The 25914-nt window shown below is 69.3% G+C and carries 20 protein-coding genes, 1 pseudogene and 1 riboswitch; of the genes and pseudogenes, 8 read left to right on the plus strand and 13 right to left on the minus strand.

Features of this window, described 5'->3' with window-relative positions:
* Positions 1-203: 203 nt before the first annotated feature.
* Entirely contained in the window at positions 204-1601 is a 1398-nt protein-coding gene (locus D5S19_RS19330) for a class II fumarate hydratase (RefSeq protein WP_120024753.1), read from the minus strand.
* A gap of 183 nt (positions 1602-1784) precedes the next feature.
* Between D5S19_RS19330 and D5S19_RS19335 the strand changes: the two genes are divergently transcribed.
* Positions 1785-2759: an NAD(P)/FAD-dependent oxidoreductase gene (locus D5S19_RS19335; RefSeq protein ID WP_199730577.1), complete on the plus strand. Its 975-nt coding sequence runs from the start codon at positions 1785-1787 to the stop codon at positions 2757-2759.
* A gap of 1 nt (position 2760) precedes the next feature.
* Here the strand turns inward: D5S19_RS19335 and D5S19_RS19340 are convergent, their stop codons facing one another.
* From D5S19_RS19340 to D5S19_RS19365, 6 genes are all read right to left on the minus strand, one after another.
* Positions 2761-3516: a S1 family peptidase gene (locus D5S19_RS19340; protein WP_120024754.1), complete on the minus strand. Its 756-nt coding sequence runs from the start codon at positions 3514-3516 to the stop codon at positions 2761-2763.
* A 20-nt stretch (positions 3517-3536) separates the two neighbouring features.
* Positions 3537-4595 (minus strand): class II fructose-bisphosphatase, encoded by a 1059-nt coding sequence (gene glpX, locus D5S19_RS19345; RefSeq protein ID WP_199730578.1) that lies wholly within the window; start codon positions 4593-4595, stop codon positions 3537-3539.
* An 89-nt stretch (positions 4596-4684) separates the two neighbouring features.
* Positions 4685-4912, minus strand: coding sequence for an exodeoxyribonuclease VII small subunit (locus tag D5S19_RS19350; RefSeq protein WP_120024755.1), 228 nt, complete (start codon positions 4910-4912; stop codon positions 4685-4687).
* Positions 4909-5316: a hypothetical protein gene (locus tag D5S19_RS19355; protein WP_120024756.1), complete on the minus strand. Its 408-nt coding sequence runs from the start codon at positions 5314-5316 to the stop codon at positions 4909-4911. The genes D5S19_RS19350 and D5S19_RS19355 overlap by 4 nt, the downstream gene beginning before the upstream one ends.
* Positions 5313-6596, minus strand: a complete 1284-nt coding sequence (gene xseA / locus D5S19_RS19360) for an exodeoxyribonuclease VII large subunit (protein WP_120024757.1) — start codon at positions 6594-6596, stop codon at positions 5313-5315. Before xseA ends, D5S19_RS19355 begins: the two co-directional genes overlap by 4 nt.
* Before the next feature lie 157 nt (positions 6597-6753).
* The gene (locus D5S19_RS19365) at positions 6754-7425 is read right to left on the minus strand and encodes a lipid droplet-associated protein (RefSeq protein WP_120024758.1); all 672 of its coding nucleotides are present in this window, start codon (positions 7423-7425) and stop codon (positions 6754-6756) included.
* Between the two features lie 151 nt (positions 7426-7576).
* On the opposite strand from D5S19_RS19365, the gene D5S19_RS19370 reads away from it, so the two are divergent.
* Positions 7577-8596 (plus strand): 4-hydroxy-3-methylbut-2-enyl diphosphate reductase, encoded by a 1020-nt coding sequence (locus tag D5S19_RS19370; protein WP_199730579.1) that lies wholly within the window; start codon positions 7577-7579, stop codon positions 8594-8596.
* Positions 8597-9221: 625 nt separating this feature from the next.
* On the opposite strand, the gene D5S19_RS19375 is transcribed toward D5S19_RS19370, so the two are convergent.
* Complete coding sequence (locus D5S19_RS19375) at positions 9222-10106, minus strand: DUF6542 domain-containing protein (protein ID WP_199730580.1); 885 nt, start codon at positions 10104-10106, stop codon at positions 9222-9224.
* A 1167-nt stretch (positions 10107-11273) separates the two neighbouring features.
* Positions 11274-12188, minus strand: a complete 915-nt coding sequence (rmuC, locus tag D5S19_RS19380) for a DNA recombination protein RmuC (RefSeq protein ID WP_120024760.1) — start codon at positions 12186-12188, stop codon at positions 11274-11276.
* A gap of 219 nt (positions 12189-12407) precedes the next feature.
* On the opposite strand from rmuC, the gene D5S19_RS19385 reads away from it, so the two are divergent.
* Complete coding sequence (locus D5S19_RS19385) at positions 12408-13562, plus strand: exonuclease SbcCD subunit D (protein WP_199730581.1); 1155 nt, start codon at positions 12408-12410, stop codon at positions 13560-13562.
* Entirely contained in the window at positions 13559-16522 is a 2964-nt protein-coding gene (locus D5S19_RS19390; RefSeq protein ID WP_120024762.1) for an AAA family ATPase, read from the plus strand. The genes D5S19_RS19385 and D5S19_RS19390 overlap by 4 nt, the downstream gene beginning before the upstream one ends.
* Positions 16523-16914: 392 nt before the next feature.
* Here the strand turns inward: D5S19_RS19390 and D5S19_RS19400 are convergent, their stop codons facing one another.
* Both D5S19_RS19400 and D5S19_RS34200 read right to left on the minus strand, forming a co-directional pair.
* Positions 16915-17418 (minus strand): methylated-DNA--[protein]-cysteine S-methyltransferase, encoded by a 504-nt coding sequence (locus tag D5S19_RS19400; RefSeq protein WP_120024763.1) that lies wholly within the window; start codon positions 17416-17418, stop codon positions 16915-16917.
* A 722-nt stretch (positions 17419-18140) separates the two neighbouring features.
* Positions 18141-19232: pseudogene (locus tag D5S19_RS34200) on the minus strand (bifunctional transcriptional activator/DNA repair enzyme AdaA); the annotation flags it as partial.
* A gap of 114 nt (positions 19233-19346) precedes the next feature.
* Here D5S19_RS34200 and ychF point away from each other — a divergent pair.
* Positions 19347-20429, plus strand: coding sequence for a redox-regulated ATPase YchF (gene ychF / locus D5S19_RS19415; protein ID WP_120024764.1), 1083 nt, complete (start codon positions 19347-19349; stop codon positions 20427-20429).
* Positions 20430-20842: 413 nt separating this feature from the next.
* On the opposite strand, the gene D5S19_RS19420 is transcribed toward ychF, so the two are convergent.
* Both D5S19_RS19420 and D5S19_RS19425 read right to left on the minus strand, forming a co-directional pair.
* Positions 20843-21058, minus strand: coding sequence for a hypothetical protein (locus tag D5S19_RS19420; protein ID WP_233574036.1), 216 nt, complete (start codon positions 21056-21058; stop codon positions 20843-20845).
* Positions 21059-21781: 723 nt separating this feature from the next.
* On the minus strand, positions 21782-22072 hold the full coding sequence (locus tag D5S19_RS19425; protein ID WP_120024765.1) for a 4a-hydroxytetrahydrobiopterin dehydratase: 291 nt from the start codon (positions 22070-22072) through the stop codon (positions 21782-21784).
* A 24-nt stretch (positions 22073-22096) separates the two neighbouring features.
* Positions 22097-22208: riboswitch (TPP riboswitch) on the plus strand.
* 25 nt (positions 22209-22233) lie between these two features.
* On the opposite strand from D5S19_RS19425, the gene D5S19_RS19430 reads away from it, so the two are divergent.
* Genes D5S19_RS19430 through D5S19_RS19440 form a run of 3 tightly spaced genes read left to right on the plus strand, consistent with a single transcriptional unit; the run spans position 22234 to position 25906 of the window.
* Entirely contained in the window at positions 22234-23301 is a 1068-nt protein-coding gene (locus D5S19_RS19430) for a thiamine ABC transporter substrate-binding protein (RefSeq protein WP_120024766.1), read from the plus strand.
* The gene (locus tag D5S19_RS19435) at positions 23277-24896 is read left to right on the plus strand and encodes an ABC transporter permease (RefSeq protein WP_199730582.1); all 1620 of its coding nucleotides are present in this window, start codon (positions 23277-23279) and stop codon (positions 24894-24896) included. Before D5S19_RS19430 ends, D5S19_RS19435 begins: the two co-directional genes overlap by 25 nt.
* On the plus strand, positions 24896-25906 hold the full coding sequence (locus tag D5S19_RS19440) for an ABC transporter ATP-binding protein (protein WP_120024767.1): 1011 nt from the start codon (positions 24896-24898) through the stop codon (positions 25904-25906). The genes D5S19_RS19435 and D5S19_RS19440 overlap by 1 nt, the downstream gene beginning before the upstream one ends.
* The last annotated feature ends 8 nt before the right edge of the window (positions 25907-25914 follow it).

Genomic DNA, 25914 nt, shown 5'->3' on the forward strand with positions numbered 1-25914 from the left:
CATGTTCACCCACACCCACACCACCACCCAGACAACGTGATGGGCAGGGCCCGCGGCCCCGCCCAACCATCACAACCCCCCAACCACAACCGCCACCAACCAGCCAAACCGAAAACGCAACAGCCTCTCAGCGTCCGTGAAGGGTCCCTTCACAGCTTTGTACGGTGTCGCATGTGGACGGTGGGGCGGAACCGGTGGGGGGTTTACCGCCTGCGGCGCGCCATCCGCAGCACGTCGAGAGCCTCATCCAGCTGCGCTTCGGTGAGCTTGCCGTCCGTCACGAACCCACGCTCGATGACGACCTCACGAATCGTCTTCAGCTCCTTGAGCGCCTGCTTCGCGACCGCTGCGGCAGCTTCGTAGCCGATGTACTTGTTCAGCGGCGTAACGATCGAAGGCGACCCTTCGGCGTACTGCCGCACGCGGTCGACGTTCGCGGTCACCCCGGCGAACACCTTGTCCGCCAACAGCCGCGAGACAGCCGCGATCAGCCGTGCGGACTCAAGGACGTTGCGCGCGATCACCGGCAGGTTCACGTTGAGCTGGAAGTTGCCCGCGGCGCCGGCGAAGGCGACCGCCGCGTCGTTGCCGATGACCTGCGCCACCACCTGCAGCGTCGCCTCCGGGATGACCGGATTGACCTTGCCCGGCATGATCGACGAGCCCGGCTGCAGATCCGGCAGCGCCAGCTCGGCCAGCCCGGTGCGCGGCCCGGAACCCAGCCAGCGGAGGTCGTTGGCGATCTTGTTCAGCGACACCGCGATCGTGCGCAGCTGCCCGGAGGTCTCCACCACGCCGTCCTGCGTCGCCTGCGCCTCGAAGTGGTTGCGAGCTTCGACAAGCGGCAGCCCGGTCAGCTTCGCCAGCTCGGCGGACACGGCGGCGCCGAAGCCCTCCGGCGCGTTCAGCCCGGACCCGACCGCGGTCCCGCCGATCGGCAGCTCGCCCAGCCGCGGCAGGCCGGACCGCAGCCGCTCGATGCCGAATCGGACCTGCGCCGCCCAAGCGCCCGCCTCCTGGCCGAGCGTGATCGGGACCGCGTCCATCAGGTGCGTGCGCCCGGACTTGACCACGTCCTGCCACTCCTGCGCGCGCGCCTCGATCGCGCCGGCGAGGTGCTCCAGAGCGGGGATCACGTCGGTCAGCACGGCTTCGGTGGCGGCCACGTGGATGGTGGTCGGGAAGGTGTCGTTCGACGACTGCGACGCGTTGACGTGGTCGTTCGGGTGCACGTCGCGGCCGAGCGCGCGGGTGGCGAGGGTGGCGATGACCTCGTTCGCGTTCATGTTCGACGAGGTGCCGGAACCGGTCTGGAACACGTCGATCGGGAAGTGCGCGTCGTGCTTTCCTTCGGCCACCTCGTCGGCGGCTGCGGCGATCGCGTCCGCGACTTCGGCGTCCAGCACGCCCAACTGCTTGTTCACCCTGGCAGCAGCCGCTTTCACCAGGCCGAGCGCGCGGATCTGGGCTCGCTCCAGACCGCGGCCGGAGATCGGGAAGTTCTCCACCGCACGCTGCGTCTGCGCGCGGTAGAGCGCGTCGACCGGGACGCGGACCTCGCCCATCGTGTCGTGTTCGATCCGGAATTCCTGTTCAGCCATACCCCGATTCTGGCCCCGAATCGGTGCGACGGCGTGGTGGCGTCGCCCACCCGGCTACCGCACCGGGACTATCTCCGCCTTCCTCCCCTCCACCGCCCTCAACCGAGTGGCGTTGCCACACTGACTACTCTCAAATGTGTTCTCGATCACCGCCACCCCACCACTGGCTTTGGAGCGAGCTTCATGGATTCGTACGACATCGTGATCATCGGCGCCGGACCCACCGGCCTGTTCGCCGCCTACTACGCGGGATTCCGCGGCCTGTCCATGGCCGTGCTCGACTCGCTGCCCGAACCGGGCGGCCAGGTCACCGCGATGTACCCGGAGAAGATGATCTACGACGTCGGCGGGTTCCCGGCCATCCGCGGCCGGGATCTGGTGCAGGGCCTGGTCGAGCAGGCCGAGCCGTGGCATCCGGTCTATCTGCTGGGGCGCAAGGCGGAGAAGCTGGAAAGCGTCGACGGCGGGGTGGAACTGACCCTCGACGGCGGCGAGACCCTGCGCGCGGGCGCCGTGCTGATCACCGCGGGCATCGGTGAGTTCACCCCACGCCCGCTGCCCGCCGGAGACGGCTGGCTCGGCCGCGGCATGGTGCACTTCGTGCCGTCGCTGGCCGCGCACGCCGGGCAGCACGTGGTCGTGGTCGGCGGCGGCGATTCCGCCTTCGACTGGTGCCTGGCACTGCATCCGGTCGCGGCGAGCGTGACGCTGGTGCATCGGCGCGCGAAGTTCCGCGCGGCCGAGTCGATCGTGCGGCAGGTACGCGAGCTGGGCGTCCGCCTGGTCACCGACGCCGAGGTGACCCGCTTCGTGGCCGCGCCGGGCGGCGAGCTGACCGCTGTCGACGTCACGGTGAAAGGCGGCGAAACCGAACAGCTGCGCGCGGACGCCGTGGTCGCGGCGCTCGGTTTTACCGCCGACCTCGGCCCGATCGAAAGCTGGGGACTGGAAATCGACCACCGGGCGATCTCCGTCGACTCGACCATGGCGACCGCCCGCCCGCGGGTCTACGCAGCCGGCGACGTCGCCGCGTACCTGGGCAAGGTCAAGCTGATCGCCACCGGATTCGGCGAAGCCGCCACTGCGGTCAACAACATCGCTGTGGCCCTGAATCCGGAGGCACACCTGTTCCCGGGCCATTCGTCCAACGTGGAGTGAGTCAGCCCGTCTTCTCCGCGATCCACGGCTGGTATGCGACCACAGACGTGGCGATGGACGGCGCAGTCGCGCAGGTCGCCGAGCCGTTGCCCGGCCGGCTGACCAGCCCGACCAGCACCCAGCGGTCCCCGTCGCGCGCCAGCTCCGGGCCACCGGAATCGCCGTAGCACGAGCCCGCTTTGCCGTCCGCGTTGTCGGTGCACAGCTCGGTGGTGCCGTCGAATGCGGAGGTGCACTTCGCGCCGTCGACCAGTTTCGTGTCGAGTTGCTGCAACGACGAGGCGAGCGGGCCGCACTCCGGCGTCGCGCAGGTCTGGCCCCAGCCGAGCAGCCGCACGGTCGTGCCGGGGCTGGCGGTGCCGCCGATCGGGACCGGGGTGGCCTTCACCGGCTTGGCCAGCCGGACCAGCCCGAGATCCCCGGTCCGGTTGGCCACGTTGAAGTGCGGGTTCAGCACGAACTCGGCCGCCTCCGGCGTTTCCCCGCCTTTCCCGGCTTCGTTCGTGTCGACCCGCAGCTGGATCGTCTCGGGCCGCTCACGGGACAGGCAGTGCGCCGCGGTGACCACCCAGGTCGGCGTGATCAGCGAACCCGCGCAGTACAGCGTGTCGTCCGAGGTGTGCAGTGAAACGGCGTACGGATACGGCTGATCCGCTTCCGTGCCACCGACGATCACCGAGCCCGCGGTCGCACTGCCCGTGCTGAGCGCCATACCGGCGACGACTGCGAACAACAGGGTGAGCAACCGTTTCGGCACCGGGGACGCTCCTTGCAGCTCTAGGGAAGTGGCGGGGCCGTGCTGTCGTCTTCGTCGAGTTCGAGGTTGCCGTCGAAGTTGATGGACGAGTACGCCCGCAGCTTCTCCAGCCGGTGGTAACCGTCGATCATTCTGACCGTGCCGGACTTGGACCGCATGACGATCGACTGGGTCGTCGCGCCGCCGGCGCGGTAATGCACGCCGCGCAGCAGGTCGCCGTCGGTCACGCCGGTGGCGCAGAAGAACGTGTTGTCCCCGCGTACGAGATCGTCGGTGAGCAGGATCCGGTCCAGATCGTGGCCCGCGGCCAGCGCCTTCTCGCGCTCCGCGTCGTCCTTCGGCCAGAGCTTGCCCTGCAGCTCGCCGCCGAGGCACTTCATCGCACAGGCGGCGATGATGCCCTCCGGCGTCCCGCCGATGCCCAGCAGCAGGTCCACGCCGGTGGCCGGGCGGGCTGCGGCGATCGCGCCCGCCACGTCCCCGTCGGAGATGAACCGGATCCGGGCGCCCGCCTCGCGGATCTCCTTGACCAGCCGCTCGTGCCGCGGCCGGTCGAGCACGCACACCGTCACGTCGCTGACGCTGGAGTTCTTCGCCTTCGCCACCCGGCGGATGTTTTCCCCGACCGGCGCGGCGATGTCCACCTTGCCCGCCGCGTCCGGGCCGACCGCGAGCTTCTCCATGTAGAACACCGCGGACGGGTCGAACATCGCGCCACGCTCGGCGACCGCGAGCACCGCCAGCGCGTTCGGCATGCCCTTGGCCATCAGCGTGGTGCCGTCGACCGGGTCGACCGCGACATCGCAGTCCGGGCCGTCGCCGTTGCCGACCTCCTCGCCGTTGAACAGCATCGGCGCCTCGTCCTTCTCACCCTCGCCGATCACGACGATGCCCCGCATCGAGACGGTGGAGACGAGCTGGCGCATCGCGTCGACGGCCGCCCCGTCGCCACCGATCTTGTCGCCGCGGCCGACCCAGCGGCCGGCCGCCATGGCGGCCGCCTCGGTCACGCGAACCAGCTCCATGGCGAGGTTGCGATCGGGCGCTTCACCGCGGCGTGGGTCACTGGCTGTGGTCATACGGGCCTCCGGGATCACAGTTGCTCAGCGGATGACCAGTCTCTCAGATGACCGTGCGGCCTGACCGATTCAGTTGCGCATGGTGCAGGTCACTCTGTGTCGTCGTCCTCGACGGAGGACAGCGCCGCCTCGATCCGCTCGCGCGCGCCTTCCAGATGCCGCTCGCACACCTTCGCGAGCCGCTCGCCCTTCTCCCACAGCTCAAGCGACTGTTCCAGGGACAGCCCGCCCGCTTCGAGCCGCTTCACGACCTCCACGAGCTGATCGCGGGCCTGCTCATAGCCGAGGGTGGCGGTTTCGCCGGCTGATTCGCTCACGCTGGACGTTCTCCGACCTTCCGGTGCACGGGGCTGTGCGCGCAGACTACCGCGCTGGCCATCGCGTGGTCGTAGCCGACGAAAGCGAGGGCGAACTCCTGCCCGTCACCGTCGGCGATCGCGTCTTCGAGGTTCTCCTGCGCCCTGGCCACCCGGCGCCGGTGCCCGGTCCCTTCGGTCACCCACCAGCGTGCTCCGACCTGTTCCGAGGTCGCCTCGGAAAGCCGGCGCAGCTGTGGGGCGAGCCCGCGGCGCGCGGCCGTGCCACAGCCGGCGAGCAGCGCCGTCCAGCATTCGTCCGCCGCGCGGTCGGTGGCCAGGGCCTGCCGCAGCAGGGGACCGGCGCCGAGCCGAACCGCGGCGTCCACGGTGAGCGGGAGGAACGCCGATGCCCGGTGCGTCACGGTCTGTCCCCTTCCGCGGTCTTCTCGTTCGTGTTCGTTCCGTTCGTGGCTTCGACGGACTCGGCTACTGCGTGTACTGCTCCGTCCGCGACCCGTACACGCAGCTGCGCGCCGTCCCGAATCTGGGAGACGGACCGCAGTACCTGGAGGTTGCCCGCCGAATCGGTGAACTGGGCGACGGCGTAGCCGCGGGCCATGGTGGCCGCCGGTCCGAGCGCGGTGAGCTTGCCGCGGGCGCCGGCCACCTCGGCCTGGTCCTTGGCGAGCAGCCCGAGCATCGCGCGCCGCCCGCGTTCGCGGTGCAGCTCGACGTCTTCGAGCCGGCGCTGGACCGGCCCCAGCGGATCGGCCAGTGACGGGCGGCTGCGCAGCTGGCTGAGCAGCCGGGTCTCCCGGTCCACCCACCCGTGCAGCGCCCGGCGCCCGCGGTCGCGCATCTGCCGCACGCGGGCGCTCTCCTCGCGGACGTCGGGCACGATGCGTTTGCTCGCGTCGGTCGGCGTGGAACAACGCAGGTCGGCGACGTGGTCGAGCAGCGGGGTGTCCGGCTCGTGCCCGATCGCGCTGACGATCGGCGTGCCCGCGGCCGCCACCGCCCGGCACAACGCCTCGTCGGAGAACGGCAGCAGATCCTCCACACTGCCCCCGCCACGGGCCAGCACGATCACGTCCACCTCGGGGTCTTTGTCCAGAATGGACAGTGCGCGGAGGATCTGTGGCACGGCCTGCGGTCCCTGCACCGCGGTGTTGATCACCTTGAACAGCACATGCGGCCAGCGTGCCTGCGCGTTCGCCAGCACGTCCCGCTCGGCCGCCGACGCCCGTCCCGTGATCAGCCCGATTCCCTGGGGCAGGAACGGAATCGGCCGCTTCCGCTCGGCCGCGAACAGTCCTTCCGCGGCGAGCAGCTTGCGCAACCGCTCGATCCGCGCGAGCAGCTCCCCGATGCCGACCGCCCGGATCCGGTCGGCCCGCAGGCTGAGCGTGCCCCGCCCGAAGAAGTACGTGGGCTTCGCGTGCACGACGACGCGATCCCCTTCGCGCAGCGGCGTTTCCAGCTCCCGCACCAGCCAGATCGGGCAGGTGACCGACATCGACACGTCCGCAGCCGGATCGCGCAACGTGAGGAAGGCCGTCTGCGTTCCCGGGCGCGCGTTGATCTGCGTGACCTGCCCCTCGACCCACACCTCCCCGAGCCGGTGGATCCAGTCCCCGATCTTGCGCGCCACGGTGCGCACCGGCCAGGGCTGCTCCGCGCTGGTGGCCGGTTCGGTGCTCATTCCGCCTCCGGGGCGTCGGGTACTCACGGGCTGGTGTGACGCGTCGATGGTGGCCTTCTGACGGGCAGGTCGCTGGTCGCCGCGCCGTAACAGCGCCACCTTGCCCTCGTTCGCGCTGGTGGGCGCTCGCTGCGATTCGCTCGTGCCCGGCCGTGGCTCACTGGCCTTCCGCAGGACCCTCGCCCAGCTCTTCGGCCTTGCGCGCGTTGGCGATCCGCCGGGCGAGCATGCCGGTGAAGGACGCCCGGTCGGCGTGGTCCTTCTCGTAAACCAGCAGCTCTTCCAGTTGCGTCACGGTCAGCCGTCGCAACCGCGCCCGCAGCTGGGGCAGCGTGAGCTCGTCGTAACTACCGAGCCCCGCAGGTCCAGCGCTCGCTGTGTCCGCTTCGCCTTCCTCGGCCACCGCGGTCCCACTGTCATACTCGCCGTCTACGTGTTCTTCGCCGAGCGCCCTTGTCTCCGCGTCCCACGGGTCGTCGTCGACTGAAGACGCGAGGTCGAGATCCGGCGCGTGACCGTTGGTGTGCGGGGGCGGAAGGTCGTCCACGGGCACGAGCTTCGGACGGGCCGCGGCGAAATCGGGCTCGGCGTCCTCGTCGAACGTTGCCCAGCTGGGGGTGTCTTCGACCGGGCGAAGCATCGACAATGCGTCGTCGCCCTTGATGGCCAGTTCGGTGACGTGCTGCTGCACGCGCATGGACAGCTGCAGCACCTGGCTCGCCACGGTGACCGGCAGCCCGGTGAGCTGTTTCGGGAGCTCACGAACCCGCTCGGCGGTGGTGAGGGCGAGGCCCGCGGCGACCCGGATGGGGAGCGGGAATGGCTTCATGGATGACAGCGTGCCGCATCCGGGCCGTTCTGCCCAACCGAACGGGTGGTTGGTTCACTCGACGTGACCGCGGGCACACCCTGGACAGCGCAACCGGTCCATCCCAAAGAGGACTTCGAAGCCGGACCCGGGCAGCCCGTACCCTGATGGCATGACTTCAGCGAGTCCCGGAATCGAGCCCGCCGGCCGCCCGACGATCTCCTCGTCCGGCGCCGCCAAACGCGTGCTGCTCGCGAAGCCGCGTGGTTATTGTGCCGGCGTGGATCGCGCGGTCGTCGCCGTGGAGAAGGCACTCGAGCTTTACGGTCCGCCGGTGTACGTGCGCAAGGAGATCGTGCACAACCGGCATGTCGTGGACACCCTGCGGGAACGGGGCGTGATCTTCGTCGACGAGACGTCCGAGGTGCCCGAAGGCGCGCTCGTGGTGTTCTCCGCGCACGGTGTGTCCCCGGCCGTGCACGAGGAGGCGGCCGAGCGCAACCTGCGCACGATCGACGCGACCTGCCCGCTCGTGACCAAAGTGCACAAGGAAGTCAACCGCTTCGCCAAGGACGATTACGACATCCTGCTGATCGGCCACGAGGGCCACGAGGAGGTCGAGGGCACGGCCGGGGAGGCGCCTGACAAGGTCCAGCTGGTGGACCAGGCCGAGGATGTGGAGAAGGTCGCCGTGCGCGACCCGTCGAAGGTGATCTGGCTGTCCCAGACGACCCTGTCGGTCGACGAGACGATGGAGCGGGTGGATCAGCTCCGGGAACGCTTCCCGCAGCTGAGCGACCCGCCGAGCGATGACATCTGTTACGCCACGACGAATCGCCAGGTGGCGGTCAAGGCGATGGCCGCGGAGTGCGATCTGGTCCTGGTGGTCGGCTCGACGAATTCGTCGAACTCCAAGCGCCTGGTCGAAGTCGCCCTGAAAGCAGGCGCCCGCGCGTCCTACCTGATCGACTTCGCCACCGAGGTCGACGAATCCTGGCTGGACGGCGTGTCGACGGTCGGCGTGACCTCCGGCGCCTCGGTCCCGGACGTCCTGGTGATGGACCTGCTGACCTGGCTCGCCGAACGCGGCTACGGCCAGGTGGACGAGGTGACGACGGCGAACGAGAAGATCGCCTTCGCCCTCCCGCAGGAACTCCGGAAGGCGGCCAAGGCGGAATCCGGACCTTCCTGACGTTCGCGGTTTTTGTGGCTTTCGTGCGCGGGTCGGCGGTGTCTTCTCGGCGCCGTTCCCCGGCCGGTGGTTTGTGTTGCCTTCTGTTTGGTCCAGACCATAGAGGGCCACGTTTTGTGGGAATGTTCTTTTGTTTGGCTTTGGCGTCGGATGAAGTCCTTGTCAGCTTAAGGTTTTTTGGGGATTCTGAGGGCTGATGCCGCGCGGCATCGCGTGCCGCAGGGACGCGGTTCGCGTCGTGTCGCCTGCCGCAATGTCGCCTTCCGATCGCGGCGTCGCTCTCTCCACAGGTCATGGCTTCATGCCCACACCACAGGCGGCCACGACCGCAACACTGCACAGCCCACCCCGCCAATCGCACTGTTTCGTCCACTGAACCAGCCGATCCGTCACCGCGTTGCCCAAGATGCCCAATGTTGTCCTCCCTTCCGCACGTCGGCCACCAGGTTCGCCGACACTCGCATCCCATTGCGCGCTGAAGTGACTTCCTTGTGTCCTGGCGCCGCCAACCATCGCGGCTCCGCGCGGCCATGACTAAGAACCCCGGTCATGGCATAAGAAAAGCCGCCGATCCGGATTGGATCGGCGGCCCGCTTCGTGTGCTCCAATGGAAACGGCGGCCTGGTCAGGCCTCCTCGTCCCACGGACGCTGGCGGCGCGGCGGCTCCCGCCGGGGCGGACGCGGAGGACCGAGCGGCGGTTCGTCCGCACGCGGCCGGCGCCGTGGCGGCGGCTCTCCGCGCGGGTCCCGGCGCCGCGGGTCACCCTCCGGCGGGCGAGGACGGCCGGGCGGCGGGGGCATCCGCCCACCGCCGCGGGCGTTCGGGTCGATGGGTTCCCGTCGAGTCCGTGTGCCGGGATCGCCGGGCGGCCGCGGCCGACGCGGCGGTGGCCCGTCGACGCCACGTTCACGCGGCGGCCGGCGAGAACCGGGGGGCAGAGGCGTCTGCCCGGTACGTCCTGCAGGCGGCCGGTTGCGCGCACGTGCCGGACTTTCGTCCTCGTCCCGATCCTGCGGCGGTTTGCCGTCTTTGAGTTTGATCGGGGCGTTCGGATCGCGCTCGCGGTAAATGCGGAAAAATCCGAACAGCAGCGTGATCCCGGTGGTGATCGCCATCGTCGGGAAGCCGTTGATCAGCGGGGTGCCGATGTTGAGCAGCTTCGACAGGGTGTCGGAACCGCCGGAGCCACCACCGCTTACCAGCACCACGCACGGCACCGTGATGGCCAGCACCAGCGGCGGCTGCACCATCGGGCCGAACAAGGCGCGTCTCTGCACTGCGCCGACCGCGATCACGGCCCCGAGGAAGTATCCCGCCTTGAAGACGAAATCGAGGCTGCCCTTGATGTTCTCGTCGATGATGGCGCCGAGCACGGCCAAGCCGAAACCCACGAGCACGGCCGCCCACCAGGGCAGCCCGCGCCTCGCGCCGACGACGAGACGCTCGTCCCAGGGCACGGGAGCGTCATCGGCATCAGGATCGCTCTGGCGATCGCGTATCGCGGTCACAAAGCACACCGTAGCCCGTACTTGTCAGGATCTTGGCGGCACTGCCGGAGACGGCACTCAGCAGCCACTCAACCGCGTGATCCCGTGCGCTGTCGAGCGGCACCCGCCAGCTCGACCCTCCACCCGGTACTTGTGGCTATCCACCCCGCCAGTCAACCCTCTGACCAGCACTCATACCAGCGGTATGGGCAATCGAGCCGCTCGCCGGACCAGTGTCGGTCCCAGGCTATGCCACTCCGAGAGTTCTGCCGCACAAGCACCCGTGGCGCGTTCCGGAATATCCGTCACACTGGGAACTTGACCGGGAATTAACGTGACGCCCACCGCGACTGGCAAGCAACTCTGCCCGCACGATGCCGGCATCATGCCCTTTCGATCCCTCCGATACCCCACATTGCCCCTTTCACGTCGACCCGCCCCACTCCTTTCCCTTAGTCCACCCCGCCTGCACCGTCGTCGGCGCGCCCCTGACGGCCGATGGCCCTGTCGCGCTCGCCCTCCATCGCCGAGCGCCCGCGGTCATCCGGCGCCCACCGCCTGCCTCGCCCCGGCGGCGCAGTCCACTGGCGACGCCCAGCACCCGGCAACGAGTCCGAACGGTCGGTGTCCCATGGTCGCCACGATCGAACCATCGATACCGCACATTCGCCTCCGCGCGACCACCATCGCGTGCCCGTCAAACACGGCACCGGAAGGCCATCACCACGTACGGCCGTCGCGAATCGACGTACCAAGGCTGATCTGCTTTGCCAAGGCCGAACCGCCCGGCTCGCGCCGAGCCGCCTTGCCGGACCCGGGCCCGTCCACCGCAGAGCCGAACCGTTTCGCCGAGCCGAGCTGACCCGGCCCGAGCCGACCCGGCCCAAGGGATCCGAGCCCACCGACCGAAGCTCGAAGCGCCCAGTCGGACCCGAACCTGCTTGCCCGAGCCGAACCGCCATCGCTCGAAACCCGCCCGACCGTCCGTCGATCAACCGACCCGACGAGCACCCATCGACAAGACCGCCCGACGAATCCGTCGGCCAATCCCGGCCCACCACGGCCGATGCAAAGCCTGCCTCGCCAACCAATCCGCCACGCCCTCAGCGGCGAACCCATCGGCAACCCACGCAACCGTTGCGCGACAAGCCAAACGAGCACATGAAGCCCAGCCGCCGATGTTCCGGCTCAGCTAGCTGTCACTTCGTCTCCCTTCCGTAGCTGCGGAACCGGAGCCGGGCTGCCGGACGCATCGGTAAGTGGTGCCACGGTGGCGCGGAATGCCTCCAGTGCTTCCAATTCCCGCCGTCGCGCGGATACGAAGCGCTGCAGATGCGTAGTGGACAGGTTCAGGGCCTCCACGGCATTTCCGGCCGCCCGGTGCGCTGCGGCCGCACCGGTCCGGACCTGTTCCACGTCTTCCACGAGCGCTCGATCGCTGGCCGCGAACAATGCGGCCGAGGCCAGCACCCCGAATCCGGTTGGTCCACAAAGGAACACCCGGCGGTCGATGAGCCAGCGCAGCAACTCCGGGTCGGTGTCCAGCGCGGCGACCACCGCCGCATCGGACGGGACGAACATGATCGTGCCGTAGATCGCGTCCGCCCATCGCTGGTAGCCCTTGCTCGCCAGCTCCGCCGCGCGCGAACGCAGCTGCCGAACATGGACGCGCAGTGCGTCGAGCCGTTCTTCGGGGTCGTCGGTCTCTACTGCCTCCGCCCAGATCGCCATGCTCGCCTTTGCGTCGACCGGAACCGCCCGGCCGCCACCGACGTTGAGCACCAGGTCCGGTTTCGCGCTCCCGCCACCGCCGAGGTCGGTCTGGAGGGTGAAGTGCAGTCCTTCCCGCAAGCCCAGCGCTCGCGCGGTTTCCACCAGTACCTGTTCGCCCAGTTCGCCCCGGCCGTGGATGGACGCGAACGCCACCTCGTACCGGCGCAGAGCGAGTTGCTGCTGATCGCCCTTCGCTCGTTCGGTCGCGACGAGGCGCGCGGCTGCGTCGGCCCGGCGCATCCCGTCGTTGTACAGCCGCCACAGCACGGCGACAGCGACGCACAGGATCAGTGCGAGCACGACTGCCGCGGTGGTGATCACCGTTTCCACCCGGGCCTCCCTTCCGTCGGGGTGTCGGTCGAGGAGACATCATGGCGGAGCCCACCGACAAAACCGGCACGGGCGTTCGCACTCCGTAGCTGACCAGTGAGTTCACTATGTCGGGGACGGCGTGTCCGGAGCAACCCTGATCGGCTTCGTACACACGTTCGAGTGGGATACCGGCGAGCCTGCGGCATTTCGTCGGTCTCGGCTCCTAACGTGGTCGTCGTGATCGTTCTCCACACTTCCGACTGGCACCTCGGCCGCACGTTCCACGGCGCCGATCTGCTCGCCGAGCAGGAGGCCGTCCTCACGTACATCGCCGAACTCGTCGAGCGCGAGGCGGTCGACGTCGTGGTGGTGGCCGGCGACATCTACGACCGCGCGGTGCCCTCCGCCGAAGCGGTCCGGGTCGCCACGACCGTGCTCACCCGCATCCGCCGGGCGGGCGCGGAGCTGGTGCTGACCCCGGGCAACCACGATTCGGCGGCGCGGCTCGGCGCGTTCGCGGACTTCGCGGCAGCCGGTGGCCTGCACCTGCGGGCGACTGTCGCCGGTATCGAGGAACCCGTTCTGCTGCAGGACGAACACGGTCCGGTGGCGTTCTACGGCCTGCCCTACCTCGAGCCCGAGCCGTCGCGGCATGCGCTGGGCGTGCCGGAGGCGCGTGGCCACACCGGTGTTCTCGGCGAGGCGATGCGCCGGGTGCGGGCAGATCTGGCCGGGCGCCCGGCCACCCGGGCGGTGGTGCTGGCGCATGCGTTCGTGACCGGTGGCGAGCCCAGTGAGTCGGAGCGGACCATCGCGGTCGGTGGTGTCGAGCAAGTGCCCGGTTCGGTGTTCGACGGCGTGGACTACGTCGCGCTCGGGCATCTGCACGGCCCGCAGATCCTCGCCGAACACCTGCGTTACTCCGGCAGTCCGCTGGCCTACTCGTTTTCCGAGGCAAGGCAACGGAAATCGGTTTGGCTCGTGGACCTCGACGGCGACGGTCTCGCCGGTGTGCGCCGGCATGAGCTGCCGGTACCGCGGCCGCTCGCGGCCCTTTCCGGGGAACTGACCGCGCTGCTCACCGATCCGGACCACGAGCAGTGGCGCGAGCACTTCCTCTCGGTCACCGTCACCGACCGGGTCCGTCCGGTCGATGCGATGCGCCGATTGCGGGAGCGATTTCCGTATGCAGTGCACCTGGACTGGCGGCCGGAAGGAGGAATCCCCGGTGCGGAATTGAAGTACGGCGAAGCAGTGCGCGGCCGCAGCGATGTCGAGATCGCCCGGAGTTTCCTCGATGATTGCCGAGGCGCCGCCCCGAATGAGCGGGAGGAGCGGCTTGTGCACCTCGCACTCGAAGCGGCGAACCGGGCGGAGGTGGCGAAACTGTGAGACTGCACCTGCTGGAGGTGGAGGCATTCGGCCCGTATGCGCGTCGAGAGGTCATCGATTTCGACGTGCTCGGCGCCGACGGCCTCTTCCTCCTGTACGGCGACACCGGCGCGGGCAAGACCACGTTGCTCGATGCGATTGCCTTTGCGTTGTTCGGCGTGGTGCCGGGCGCGCGCGGGGACGTCAAGCGGTTGCGGTGCGATCTCGCCGGGTCCGAGCAGCGCACGGAGGTGGTGCTGGAGCTGACCGTGCAGGGGCAGCGGTTGCGGATCGTGCGCAGTCCGGAATACGAACGGCCGAAGAAGCGCGGCGCCGGAGTCACCACGCAGCAGGCCCGGGTCTCGCTGACCTGGATCGGTGCGCCGCCGACCGGGCTGCCACCAGACGGGCTGATCCGGATCGACGAGGTGGCGCGTGCGGTCGAGCGACTGCTGGGTATGACCGCTGCGCAGTTCTTCCAGGTCGTGCTGCTGCCGCAGGGTGAGTTCGCGAAGTTCCTCCGCAGTGACACCACCGAGCGGGAGAAGCTGCTGGAACGGCTCTTCGGCACGGAGCGGTTCTCCGGCGTCGAACGCTGGTTCGCTGACCTGCGTACCGAGCGTGGCAGGGAGCTGGAGAAGCGGCAGCTGGAAGTACGCGAGCTGCTGGCCCGCTACGCACAGGAAGCCCAGCAGGATCCGCCCGAAGAAGGGCGTGCGGACTGGGTGGAAACCGTGCTGGCCGAGGTCGCCGCTCAAGCTCTGGCGGCCGAAACCGAGGCGGAACAAGCACGTTCCGAGTCTGCGGCGGCGGATGCCTTGCTACGAGAAGCTGAGCAGGACGTGGAGAAGATCCGCCGCGTCCGCATCGCGCACACCCGGCTGGCGCAGCTTGCCGAGCAGGCGGATGAACGGGCCGGATGGGTCGACGAGATCGCGGCTGCCCGGCGGGCGTCCGCGGTGGTGCCCGAGGTCGAGTTGCTGGAACGACGCACCGCCGAGCTCGGCGACGCCCAGATACGCGAGGCAGAGCACAGTCGCGACCTCGCCGGTCTGGGATTCGATACCGCCGGATTCGCCGTGGCCGACCTGCGGGAACGAGCGGGTTCGCTGCGGGAGGAAGCCGGGGCGCTCGCCGAGCTGGCTGCGGAAGCCCGGCAGCAGGAGGTCGACGAGCAGCGCCGGGCAGCACAGGCCAAGGTCCTCGAAGAAGCCGCCGGGCAGGCTACCGATGTCACGGAGAAGCTGGCCGTGCTGCCGGAACAGCTCGCTGCGGCGCGCGCTGCGGCGGGAGCGGCCGGTGAAGCCGCGGCCAAATTGGACGGCGCAGTGGCGAAGGTGGATGAGCTGACCGCCGTGGCTCGTGCCGCCGAGGAACTGCCCGCCACGGTGGCCAGGGTCGAGCGCGGCGAGGAGAAGCTACGAGAAGCGATCGATGTGCACCAGTCGGCCCGGCAACACCGATTGGATCTGCGGGAGCGGCGATTGGCCGGGATGGCTGCGGAACTGGCGTCCGGGCTGGCGGACGGCGTGCCGTGTCCGGTCTGCGGTTCCGCAGCGCACCCGGCGCCGGTCGGGCACGAGGTCGAACTGGTCGATCCCGCCGAAGAACGGGCCGCCGAAGAGGCTGAACAGCGGGCCTCGGCGATGCGGCAGCGGGTGGTCTCCACCTTGGAGGAGGTCAAGGCCCGAGCCGAGGCATTGCGCGAACGGCTGGGCGGGCGAACCGCCGAATCGGTGGCGGCCGAGCTGGCCGGAGCACGGGCGGCGGTCGCCGGGCTGACCGAACAGGCCCGGCGCAAGGACCGCACGGTCCGGCAGGTCGGCGAGCTGGAACTTCAGACGGAACAGCTGGCCGAGCGCCGTCGCCGGGCAGAACAGGCAATGACCGAGACGACCGGTGAAATCCGCGCTTTGACGGAGCGGCTCGCCGAACGCGAGCAGCGGCTGGTGGCCGGCCGAGGCGACTTCCCGGATGTTCCCACGCGGCGGCAGCACCTCCTGACTGTCGCCGGTGCCTTCGACGAGACCGCCGAGGCACGGACTGCCGTCGAAAGCGCGGAGTCTCATCTCTCCGAGCAACGGGGCATTGTCGAGATTTCGTTGCACGCCAAGGGTTTCGCCACCCTTGAAGAGATGCGCGCCGCAGTCCGCGAGGACGAACAGATCACCAAACTCGAACAGGGCCTCGCCGAGGCCGAGGCGATGACCGCCGGTGCACGCGAGCTGCTTGCGCAACCGGAGCTGTTCGGGATCTCGCCGGACGACGTCGTGGAGGTCGCGCCGAAGGCCGCGGCCGCCAAGTCCGCACGCGAGCGTGCGGAGACGACATACGTGCGCCGGCAGGCGCTGACCGCGCAGCATCGGGAGCTGGAGAAACTCGCCGGCCGGATGGGCAAGGCGCTTGCCGAACTGGCTCCGGTCGAAGAGGAATACGCCGAGCTGCGTGCACTGTCCGAAGTGGTCAATGGGCGGGGACAGAACGCCCGGAAGATGTCGTTGCGCTCGTACGTCCTCGCTGCCCGGCTGGAGGAGGTCGCCCTCGCCGCGACCGCCCGTCTGCGCACGATGAGCCAGGGGCGGTATTCGTTCGTGCACTCGGATGCCGCAGGTGCCCGCGGCACTCGCGGCGGGCTGGGGCTCGACGTGCTGGACGACTATTCCGGCGCCATCCGGTCGGCGAAGACGCTGTCGGGTGGGGAATCCTTCCTTGCGTCATTGTCACTCGCACTGGGTCTCGCCGACGTCGTCGCAGGCGAGACGGGCGGTGCTCTGCTCGACACACTCTTCGTGGACGAGGGCTTCGGCACCCTCGACGCCGAGAGCCTGGACGTGGTGATGAACATCCTCGATGAACTCCGGGCCGGCGGACGCGTGGTCGGCCTGGTGTCCCACGTCGAGGAAATGCGCCAACGCATCCCGACCCGCCTCCGGGTGCGGAAGGCGCGCGCCGGCTCGACCGTGGAGCTGAACATGACCTGACAAACTCAGCGCCGGACGCTGAACAGTAGTGACGGCCTCCGCACCCGGTCAACCGGCTGAGACGGCGGACGTTGCGGCATATGGTGGCAGGCTTCCGGCTTCGCCGTTCCCGGTTTGTTGTTCTCGGTTTGCCGCTCGACGCGCGGCTGGAGTTGGGCTGGCTTGCCTGACCGAGCAGGCTGCCCCGGCCCGGCAGGCTGCTGCGGTCCGATTGCCGAGACAGCCTTCCCCGGGCTGGCATCGGATGGTGTGCTCCGGCCGAAGCCGAAGCCGAAGCCGAAGCCGAAGCCGAAGCCGAAGCCGAAGCCGAAGCCGAAGCCGAAGCCGAAGCCGAAGCCGAAGCCGAAGCCGAAGCCGCAAACCCTGCGCGGAGTGGTTGCCGGATCCGGTCGTCAGGCGGGCTGTTCGTGGGTGAGGAGCCAGCGTTTGGTGTCCGTGCCCCAGCGAAAGTTGCCCAGGCCACCGCCGGTGCGGATCACCCGGTGGCAAGGGACGAAGAGGGCGGCGGCGTTACGAGCACAGGCCGAAGCAGCAGCGCGAACGGCGTTCGGGTTGCCGGTCATGCCGGCGTACTCGGCGTAGCTGACAGGGCTTCCCGCTGGCACTCTCCGGAGCATTTCCCAGGCGTGCTCGCGGAAAGCGCCGGAGCGTTGGCGGACTTCGACGTCGGCGATGATGTCCAGATCGCCGGCGTGGTAGCGGTGCACGGCCGCGCTGACCGGGCCGAGGTCTCGGCGTTCGGTCAGCGTGGCCGGGGCGAGCGCCGGAGAAATGAGCGGCGTCAGCTCGGCGACGTCGGCCGTCCAGCCGGAGGCGAGTACGGCGCCGTCGCCGGCCACCACGGCGGTGAACGGTCCGGCCTTGGTGTCCATAGTGGACCAGAAAGCAGTGCTCACGAAAATTCTCCTCGAACGGCTTGAATAGCGAGAGTACGGAGGTACATGCCCGCATACGAACTCCACGGTCGCCATGCGCGTGCCGAAGTCGCCAGGTCGATGCCCAGCGCATCGGCACCTCGCCGGACGGCGGGATCGGCGGACAGCAGCACGTCGGGCGCGCCAAGCAGGCGCATCACGACGTAAGCGGTGGTCGCCGGATCGACGCCCGTGGTGAGCAGGTCATCGCGCAGCTCGTCCGGGTCGCGGCCGACGTGCAGGTCGAGGCTTCCCTCGGCCAGTGCGGTGGCGACTTTGCGGACCAACGGTGACACGTCGGCGTCGGCGACTGCCTCAGGTGTCGGGAACAGGGTGGTGAGAGTGTCCATCGGCGGCCCGGACGATCGGCGGGCGCAACGTGGGGCGGACTCGGATACGGCGGCACGGGATACGGCGGCTCCGGATGCAGCGGCAAGGGATATGGCGGACTCGGATACCTCGGCATGAGGCACGGCGGCACGGGATACGGCAGCTCCGGATACGTCGGCACGGGACACGGCGACCCCGGATACGGCGGGGGAGCCGGGCCCGTTCTCCACTGACGATTGGGAATCAGGCTCGGTTGCCTGAGCCGCCTCAGCCGAGGACAGCTCGGGCAGGTGCGGCGAAGTTGGCTCGCTGCAGCGGACCGGCGAGTCCGAGCTGGGGCGGATCGAGTCCCCCGCACTGGTCGCAGGCTCGCCGAGACCGTCCGAGGTCGGCGCGCTGAGGTGAAGTGACAGCGGCTCACCGAGGTGGACGAGGCGCGCCGCGCTGTTGCCCAGCAAGGTCCGGAGCAGGATCTCCGAGCCATCGACCGCGCCGGGAACCCGGACGCCGGGGGTGGATGTGACGAGAGGGGCCAGCGCCGGGTCGGCGGCCAGCACCCGGGCAACAGCCTCCGGATCCGCGTCCAGATCCAGCAACCGGCGGATCCGGGTGACTGCGCTGCCCAGGTCACGCAAGTCGGTCAGGGTCAGGTCGCAGCGGACATGATCGGGCTGAGGGCGGGTCCAGAACACGCCGGGGCCGTGGGGCAGCCGTAGCGTACGGCCGTAGCCGGCGACTGCAGTGCCGCCTTCGAAGGCTTCGATGCCGCGAAGCGCGCCTGAAGCGTGATAGCGCAGCACACCGTGTACGTCGAACGGCGCGCGGAACGGCAGACGCAGGCTAAGGCGCGTCGCAGTGCTTGGTTCGCTGCGACGGCCGCGGTGGAGGCTCGCTGCGCGTAGCTGGGACGGCGTCGTCGCGAAGACCTCGCGGATCGTCTCGTTGAACTGTCGGACGCTCGAAAAGCCCGCAGCGAACGCGACGTCGGTGAGAGGCAGTTGTGACATCTCGATCAACAGCCGCGCCGAATGCGCTCGGTGGGCGCGTGCGAGAGCGAGTGGGCCGGCGCCCAATTCGGCTGTCAGGACGCGGCCAAGCTGGCGCTCCGAGTAGCCGAGCCGTCGCGCGAGGCCGGGTACGCCGTCGCGTTCGACGAGGCCGTCGGAGATCAGTCGCATTGCGCGGGCGGCCAGGTCGGCGCGGACGTTCCAGTCCGGCGACCCGGGCACGGCGTCGGGCAGGCATCGGCGGCACGCGCGGTATCCGCCGGCCTGCGCGGCCGCCGACGTCGGGTAGAAACGCACGTTCTGCGCCTTCGGCGTGAGTGCCGGGCACGACGGGCGGCAGTAGATCCCGGTGGTGCGCACGGCCATGATGAACTGGCCGTCGAACCGCTGGTCGCGGGCGGTGACAGCCCGGTAGCAACGCTCGGTGTCGCGCCAGACCGGAGTGCTCGTGGAGGCCATGTGTTCGATGATGCCAGCAGGTGAGGAGGCCGACTGGCGGGAATCCGACACGACGCTGCACGCCCGCTCACCGGGTCGCCGGTGACCGGTGCGGGGCACGTAGACTCACTCGTCGTGAGTCTCACCCTCGGCATCGTCGGCCTGCCCAACGTCGGCAAGTCCACCCTGTTCAACGCGCTGACCCGCAACGACGTGCTCGCCGCGAACTACCCGTTCGCCACGATCGAGCCGAACGTCGGGGTGGTGCCGCTGCCGGACCCGCGGCTGGACCAGCTCGCCGAGGTCTTCTCCTCGGAGAAGACGGTCCCCGCTGTGGTGTCCTTTGTGGACATCGCGGGCATTGTGAAGGGGGCTTCCGAGGGAGCCGGGCTCGGCAACAAGTTCCTGGCCAACATCCGTGAGGCCAATGCGATCTGCCAGGTCATCCGGGTGTTCGACGATCCGGACGTGGTGCACGTGGACGGCCGCATCGACCCGTCCAGCGACATCGAGACGATCAACACCGAGCTGATCCTCGCCGACCTGCAGACGCTGGAGAAGGCGCTGCCACGGCTGGAGAAGGAGGCTCGGACCAAGAAGGAGTCCCGGCCGGCGCTGGAGAGCGCGCAGCAGGCCAAGGAGATCCTCGATGCCGGGCGCACGCTGTTCCAGGCGCAGAACGAGATCGACGCCGAGCCGCTGCGGGAACTGAGCCTGCTCACCACCAAGCCGTTCCTCTACGTCTTCAACGCCGACGAGACCATCCTGACCGACGAGGCGCGCCGCGAGGAGCTGACCAAGCTGGTCGCCCCGGCGGACGCGGTGTTCCTGGACGCGAAGGTGGAGGCCGAGCTACTCGAACTGGACGACGAGGAGTCCGTGCGCGAGCTGCTCGAATCCGTCGGCCAGCCGGAGCCGGGCCTGCACGCGCTGGCCCGCGCCGGATTCCACACCCTCGGCCTGCAGACCTACCTGACCGCGGGCCCGAAGGAATCCCGCGCCTGGACGGTCCCGCAGGGCGCCACCGCCCCGCAGGCCGCGGGCGTCATCCACACCGACTTCGAGCGCGGCTTCATCAAGGCCGAGGTGGTTTCCTTCGCCGACCTGATCGAGGCGGGCTCCATGGCCGCCGCCCGTTCCGCGGGCAAGGTCCGGATGGAAGGCAAGGACTACGTGATGGCGGACGGCGACGTGGTCGAATTCCGGTTCAACGTCTAGCCTGCGCCGAGCAGGTGTTACCGTGCCGGGAGCCTACCCGGCTTCCGGCCCGTTCCGTGAGGTCACGACCCGGCCCCACCGCCAGGCGCGGACAACCTGGCCGCGGTACCGGCATCGTTGGATATGCCTTTGTGCTCAAGAAAGACAATTCGCGAAGCCTGTCAGTGCAAGACCAGTGTTGGCCAAGGTGTCATCGTCCGCCGCAGGTCCTGCCACGCTTCGGTGTCGATCCGCACTAAAGTGCAGGTACCTCATTCCTGCTCCAGTCAAAAGAACCGTATTAAAACGTGAAAAAGGCAATCGGGAAATCCGCGACCACCACCCGGTGATCGCGGATTTTCTGCCTAGTGGCCACACTTCACCCGCGGAATGGTGGAATGCGCCGCATAGTGCTCAGTAGGTCGGCTGAACCATCAGCAGGTACTGGCCGTGGTTGTCGAGGTCTTGCAGGTCCAGCCGACCCAGCGGTGCTGCGGGAGGCCCGCGTTGCCCGCGGCGGCGCATGCGTCGGAGGACGGGTAAACCCCTGCAGGCACAAAGGTGGCGGCGGAAGCGGTGCCCTGGGTGGCGGCGATCGCGCCGGCGACCCCTGAAGCCGGCACGGTGCCCGAGACGAGTTTCCGGATCATGTGAACAGCTCTGTTCTTGGATCGTGTGCGCACGTTGCCTTGTGTTATAAGGACAGTGGGGCTCTGCGCGAGTGCACCGATTCTTTGTCCGGGCATTCCTGATGGGCAAGAGTGCAGTGCCGTGACGGCATGGTTAGGGCGGCTAAGTGGTCCGTTTCGCAACGTCGGCGACGAAGTTCTGAGGGAATCCCGGCCGCGAGTGGGGCCAAAAGAGTGATTCTCAATGCCTGGGACGGTTCGAACTGATCATGGCGTAACCGTCGATCGGGCAGGACGCCGATCGGGCAGGACGCGGGTAAACCGGATCGGGGCTCGTCACCGCAGAGGTGGCGAGCCCCGAGAGACTCAGCCGAGCAGGCCGAGCACGATGATCGCGAGCAGCGTGAACGCGGTCGCGTAGGTGGTGATCCAGGTGCGCTGGACGGTGGTGAGCTGGGCCGGCGTGCGGTGCATGACGTGTCCTAGTGGCCGAGTGCCGAACGATTCCGCCCGCATAGCGCCTTGATCATGACCGCTGTTACCAAGTGTGTCACGAATCACGCCGGGCGCGGGCGGTGTGCCAGACCACCCCACCCGCGGCGGCCACCATCAGGCCGAACGACACCATTCCCACCACGATTGCCTGCGTCATCTTCGCCACCCTCCGGTTCGCTTGTTTCCCCTGTCCAGGAGACGTGCGAGGCGGAGGGTGGTGTCGCCGGTGTTGCCGACGTCACGCTTGCCTCAGGTGGCCGCCAGCAGCGCGTCGATCTGGCGGGCCAAGGCGAAGTCGCGTTCGGTCAGGCCGCCGAGGTAGTGCGTGCTCAGCCGGAAGGTGAGGGTCCGCCAGCGGATGTCGATGTCCGGGTGGTGATCGGCGGCCTCGGCCAGCTCGGCCACCCGGTCGACCACCTCGATCGCGGCCGGGAACGAGGGCAGTTCGACAGTGCGGACGATGGTCTCGGCCTCGCGATGCCAGCCGGACAGGGTGCGTACGGCCTCGTCGGCGGCCGAGTCGCTCAGGAGTTCCGTCATCCCTCCATGGTGTCGGCTACGCTCCGAGGTTGCCACGGGAGTCCGGTACGCCGGGCTGAGAGGCGGGCAGCCGGTCCGCGACCGTTCGCACCTGAATCCGGATCATGCCGGCGCAGGGAGGCCCTACCCTCCTCCGCTGCCGGTGCAGCGCAGGAGGACAGATGATTCCGCGGACCGCACGCACGGTGCTGGGCCTTTTCACGGTCGCGGTGCTGGCGAGCGCCTGTTCGCTGTCGGGCGGCGACACCGGCGGCTCGGCGAGCTCCGAACAGCAGGAACCCACGCTGACGCTGGTCACCCACGATTCGTTCGTGGTACCGCAGGAGGTGCTCGACGCCTTCCACCGCCAGTCCGGCATCGCGCTCAAGATTCTCAAGTCCGGCGACGCGGGCGCGCTCACCAACAAGCTGGTGCTGACGAAGGGCAATCCGATCGGCGACGTCGCGTACGGGGTCGACAACACATTCGCGTCCCGCGCGCTCGGCGAGGGCGTATTCCAGTCGTACACCAGCCCTGAGGCCGACCGTGGGCCGCAGCGGTACGCGGTGGACACCCAGCACCGGCTTTCCGCGGTGGACGTCGGCGATGTGTGCGTAAACGTGGACACGGGCTACTTCGCGGCCAAGGGTATCCCGGCCCCCACCTCGTACGACGAGCTGGCCGAGCCCCAGTACAAGGACCTGATGGTCGCGGAGAGCCCGGCCACGGCCTCGCCGGGGCTGGCGTTCCTGCTCGGCACGATCGCGAAGTACGGCGAGGACGGCTGGCAGGCCTACTGGAACCGGTTGAAGGCCAACGGGCTCAAGATCGACAGCGGCTGGGAGGAGGCCTACACCAAGGACTTCTCCGGTTCGTCCGGCAAGGGACCCCGTCCGATCGTGGTCTCCTACGCTTCGTCGCCCGCCGCTGAGCTGGGCGAGGACGGCAAGCCGCGGACGAAGGCGCTGCTCGAAACCTGCTTCCGGCAGGTCGAGTACGCCGGTGTGCTGACCGGCAGCAAGCACGTGCCCGAGGCGCAGAAGGTGGTCGACTTCCTGCTGTCCCAGCAGTTCCAGACCACGGTCGCGGCGAACATGTACGTCTATCCCACGCGCACGGGTGTCGAGTTGCCCGCGGGCTGGGCGAACGCGGCACCGCTGCCGACTGCCTCGGCGACCATGCCGGCCGACAAGATCCAGGCCGGTCGCGAGAAGTGGATCGGTGCATGGCGCTCGCTCATGGGAGCCTGAGACCGGCTCGCACCGCCGGGCTGACGCTGCTCGGTCTGCTGCCGGTCGCGTTCCTGGTGGTGTTCTTCGCCTGGCCGGTGGTGGCGATCGTCGGCCGCGGGTTCTCCGCGGGCGGCGTGGACACCGTCTTGGGGGACCCGCAGACCTGGCGGCTGGCCGGATTCACGCTGGGCAGCGCCGCCGCCTCCACGGCGGTGGCGCTGCTGGCCGGGCTGCCCGTGGCGTTCCTGCTCGCCAGGGTCCGGCTGCCTGGCATCGGGCTCGCACGCACCATCGTGCTGATCCCGTTCGTGTTGCCGACGGTGGTCGTCGGCCTGGCCTTCCGCGCGTTGTGGCCGGACGGCGGAGTGCTGCCGCTCGTGCTGGCCAACGCGTTCTTCAACGTCGCGGTGGTCGCGCGGACAGTCTCCGGGCTGTGGGCGCATCTCGATCTGCGAGCGACCGAGGCCGCACGGGCGCTGGGTGCGTCGCCGTGGCGGGCGTTCCGCACGGTCACGCTGCCTGCGCTGGCGCCGGCAGTCGCGTCCGCGGCCGCAGTGGTGTTCCTCTTTTGTGCCACCAGTTTCGGCGTGGTGCTGATCCTCGGCGGCGGGAGCTACCGCACCCTGGAGACGGAGATCTACCTGCGGACCGTCGACCTGCTGGACCTCTCCGGCGCGGCCGCGCTCTCGTTGCTCCAGTTCGCCGCGGTGGTCGCGGCCCTCGCGCTCGGTGCCATGGCGCGGCGGCGCCGAGAGAGCGCCGTACGGCTGCGCGCGGCGCAGGTCACTGCCCGAAGGCCGCAAGGTGGGCAGTGGTACGTGGTCACGGCCGCGATGGTGGTGCTCGGGCTGCTGCTGACGCCGATCGTCGCGCTGCTCGTCGAGTCCGTCTCCACACCGGACGGTTGGAGCTTCGCCGGGTACCGCGCGCTGGCGGGTACTGGAGCGAACGGCGCGCTGCAGGTGACGGGGTGGGTCGCCGCGCAGAACTCGCTCGCGGCGGCGACCGACGCGACCCTCCTCGCGATGGCCATCGGGGTGATCGCGAGCGTGGTGCTGGTCGTTCTGCGCCGTTCGCCCGGACGGCTCGCGCGCGGCGTCGGGGAGACGATGGACGCCGCGTTGATGCTGCCGCTGGGGGTTTCCGCGGTGACCGTCGGATTCGGTTACCTGGTGACGCTCGACGCGCTGCCCGGCGACCTGCGGACGTCGCCGATGCTCGTGCCGCTGGCCCAGGCGCTGGTGATCATTCCGCTGGTGGTGCGGATGATCCTGCCGGTGCTGCGGGCTATCGACGAACGGCTGCGTCAGGCCGCGGCGACCCTCGGTGCCAGCCCGCTGCGGGTGTGGCGGGAGGTCGATCTGCCGCTGGCCGCGCGGTCGCTGGTGGCCGCGGCCGGTTTCGGTTTCGTGGTCGCGCTCGGCGAGTTCGGGGCGACGAGCTTCCTCGCCCGTCCGGACGCGCCGACCTTGCCGGTGGCGGTCGCCACGCTGATGGGCAGGCCGGGGGAGCTGAACAACCAGATGGCTTACGCCGCGTGCGCGTTGCTGATGCTGGTGACGGTCGCGGCCGTCGTGCTGATCGACCGGTTCGGTTCGGCAGGGGAGTTCTGATGGCGCTGTCGGTACGGGACGTGACTGTCCACTATGGATCTTTCACCGCGGTGCGGGACGCCCGGCTCGACCTCGCCGACGGTGAGGTGCTCGCGTTGCTCGGGCCGTCCGGCTCGGGAAAGTCGACGCTGCTGCGCGCGATCACCGGTCTGGAACCGATGTCCGTCGGCACGGTCTCCTGGGACGGCGCCGATCTGGCCGCGGTCCCGGTGCACAAGCGGGGTTTCGGCCTGGTCTTCCAGGACGGCCAGCTGTTCCCGCACCGTGACGTCGCCGCGAACATCGCGTTCGGGCTGCGTATGCACGCAGTACCGCGGGCGCAGCACGCGAAGCGGGTCGCCGAGCTGCTGGACCTGGTCGGGCTGGCAGGCTTCGAACGGCGGCGGGTGACCGAGCTGTCCGGCGGCCAGGCCCAGCGGGTCGCGCTGGCCCGCGCGCTGGCGCCGGAGCCCCGGTTGCTGCTGCTCGACGAGCCGCTGTCCGGGCTCGACGCCGGGCTGCGCGAACAGCTGGCGATCGACCTGGCGGAGTTGCTACGGCGCAGCAAGATCACCGCGCTGCTGGTCACGCACGATCAGGAGGAGGCGTTCACCCTCGCCGACCGGGTGGCGGTGCTCGACTCCGGAGAGATCCGCCAGGAAGGCGCGGTCGGCTCGGTGTGGCGGCGTCCAGCCGACGAGGTGGTCGCCCGATTCCTCGGCGTCAGCACGTTCCTGTCCGGTACCGCGGAGTCGGGCGTGGTGCGCACAGAACTGGGCGCCGTCGCCGTACCCGACGCTCCGGACGGTCCGGTCCGGCTGGGACTACGCCCGCACGGCCTGCGGGTGGCGGCCTCGGGGGTGTTCGGCGAGGTCACTGCCGCCGTGCACCGGCGTGATCACGTACGCCTCGTCGTGCGGCTTGCTGAGTCCACAGTGGACGCTATCGCGCCGGCCTCGGCGGACCTGCGCGCGGGCGACCCCGTCCACCTCACCATCGATCCCGACGGGATCACGGTAGTAGGGCTGTGAAGGGACCC

It is taken from the genome of Amycolatopsis panacis (genome assembly GCF_003600245.1).
Lineage (GTDB): Bacteria > Actinomycetota > Actinomycetes > Mycobacteriales > Pseudonocardiaceae > Amycolatopsis > Amycolatopsis sulphurea.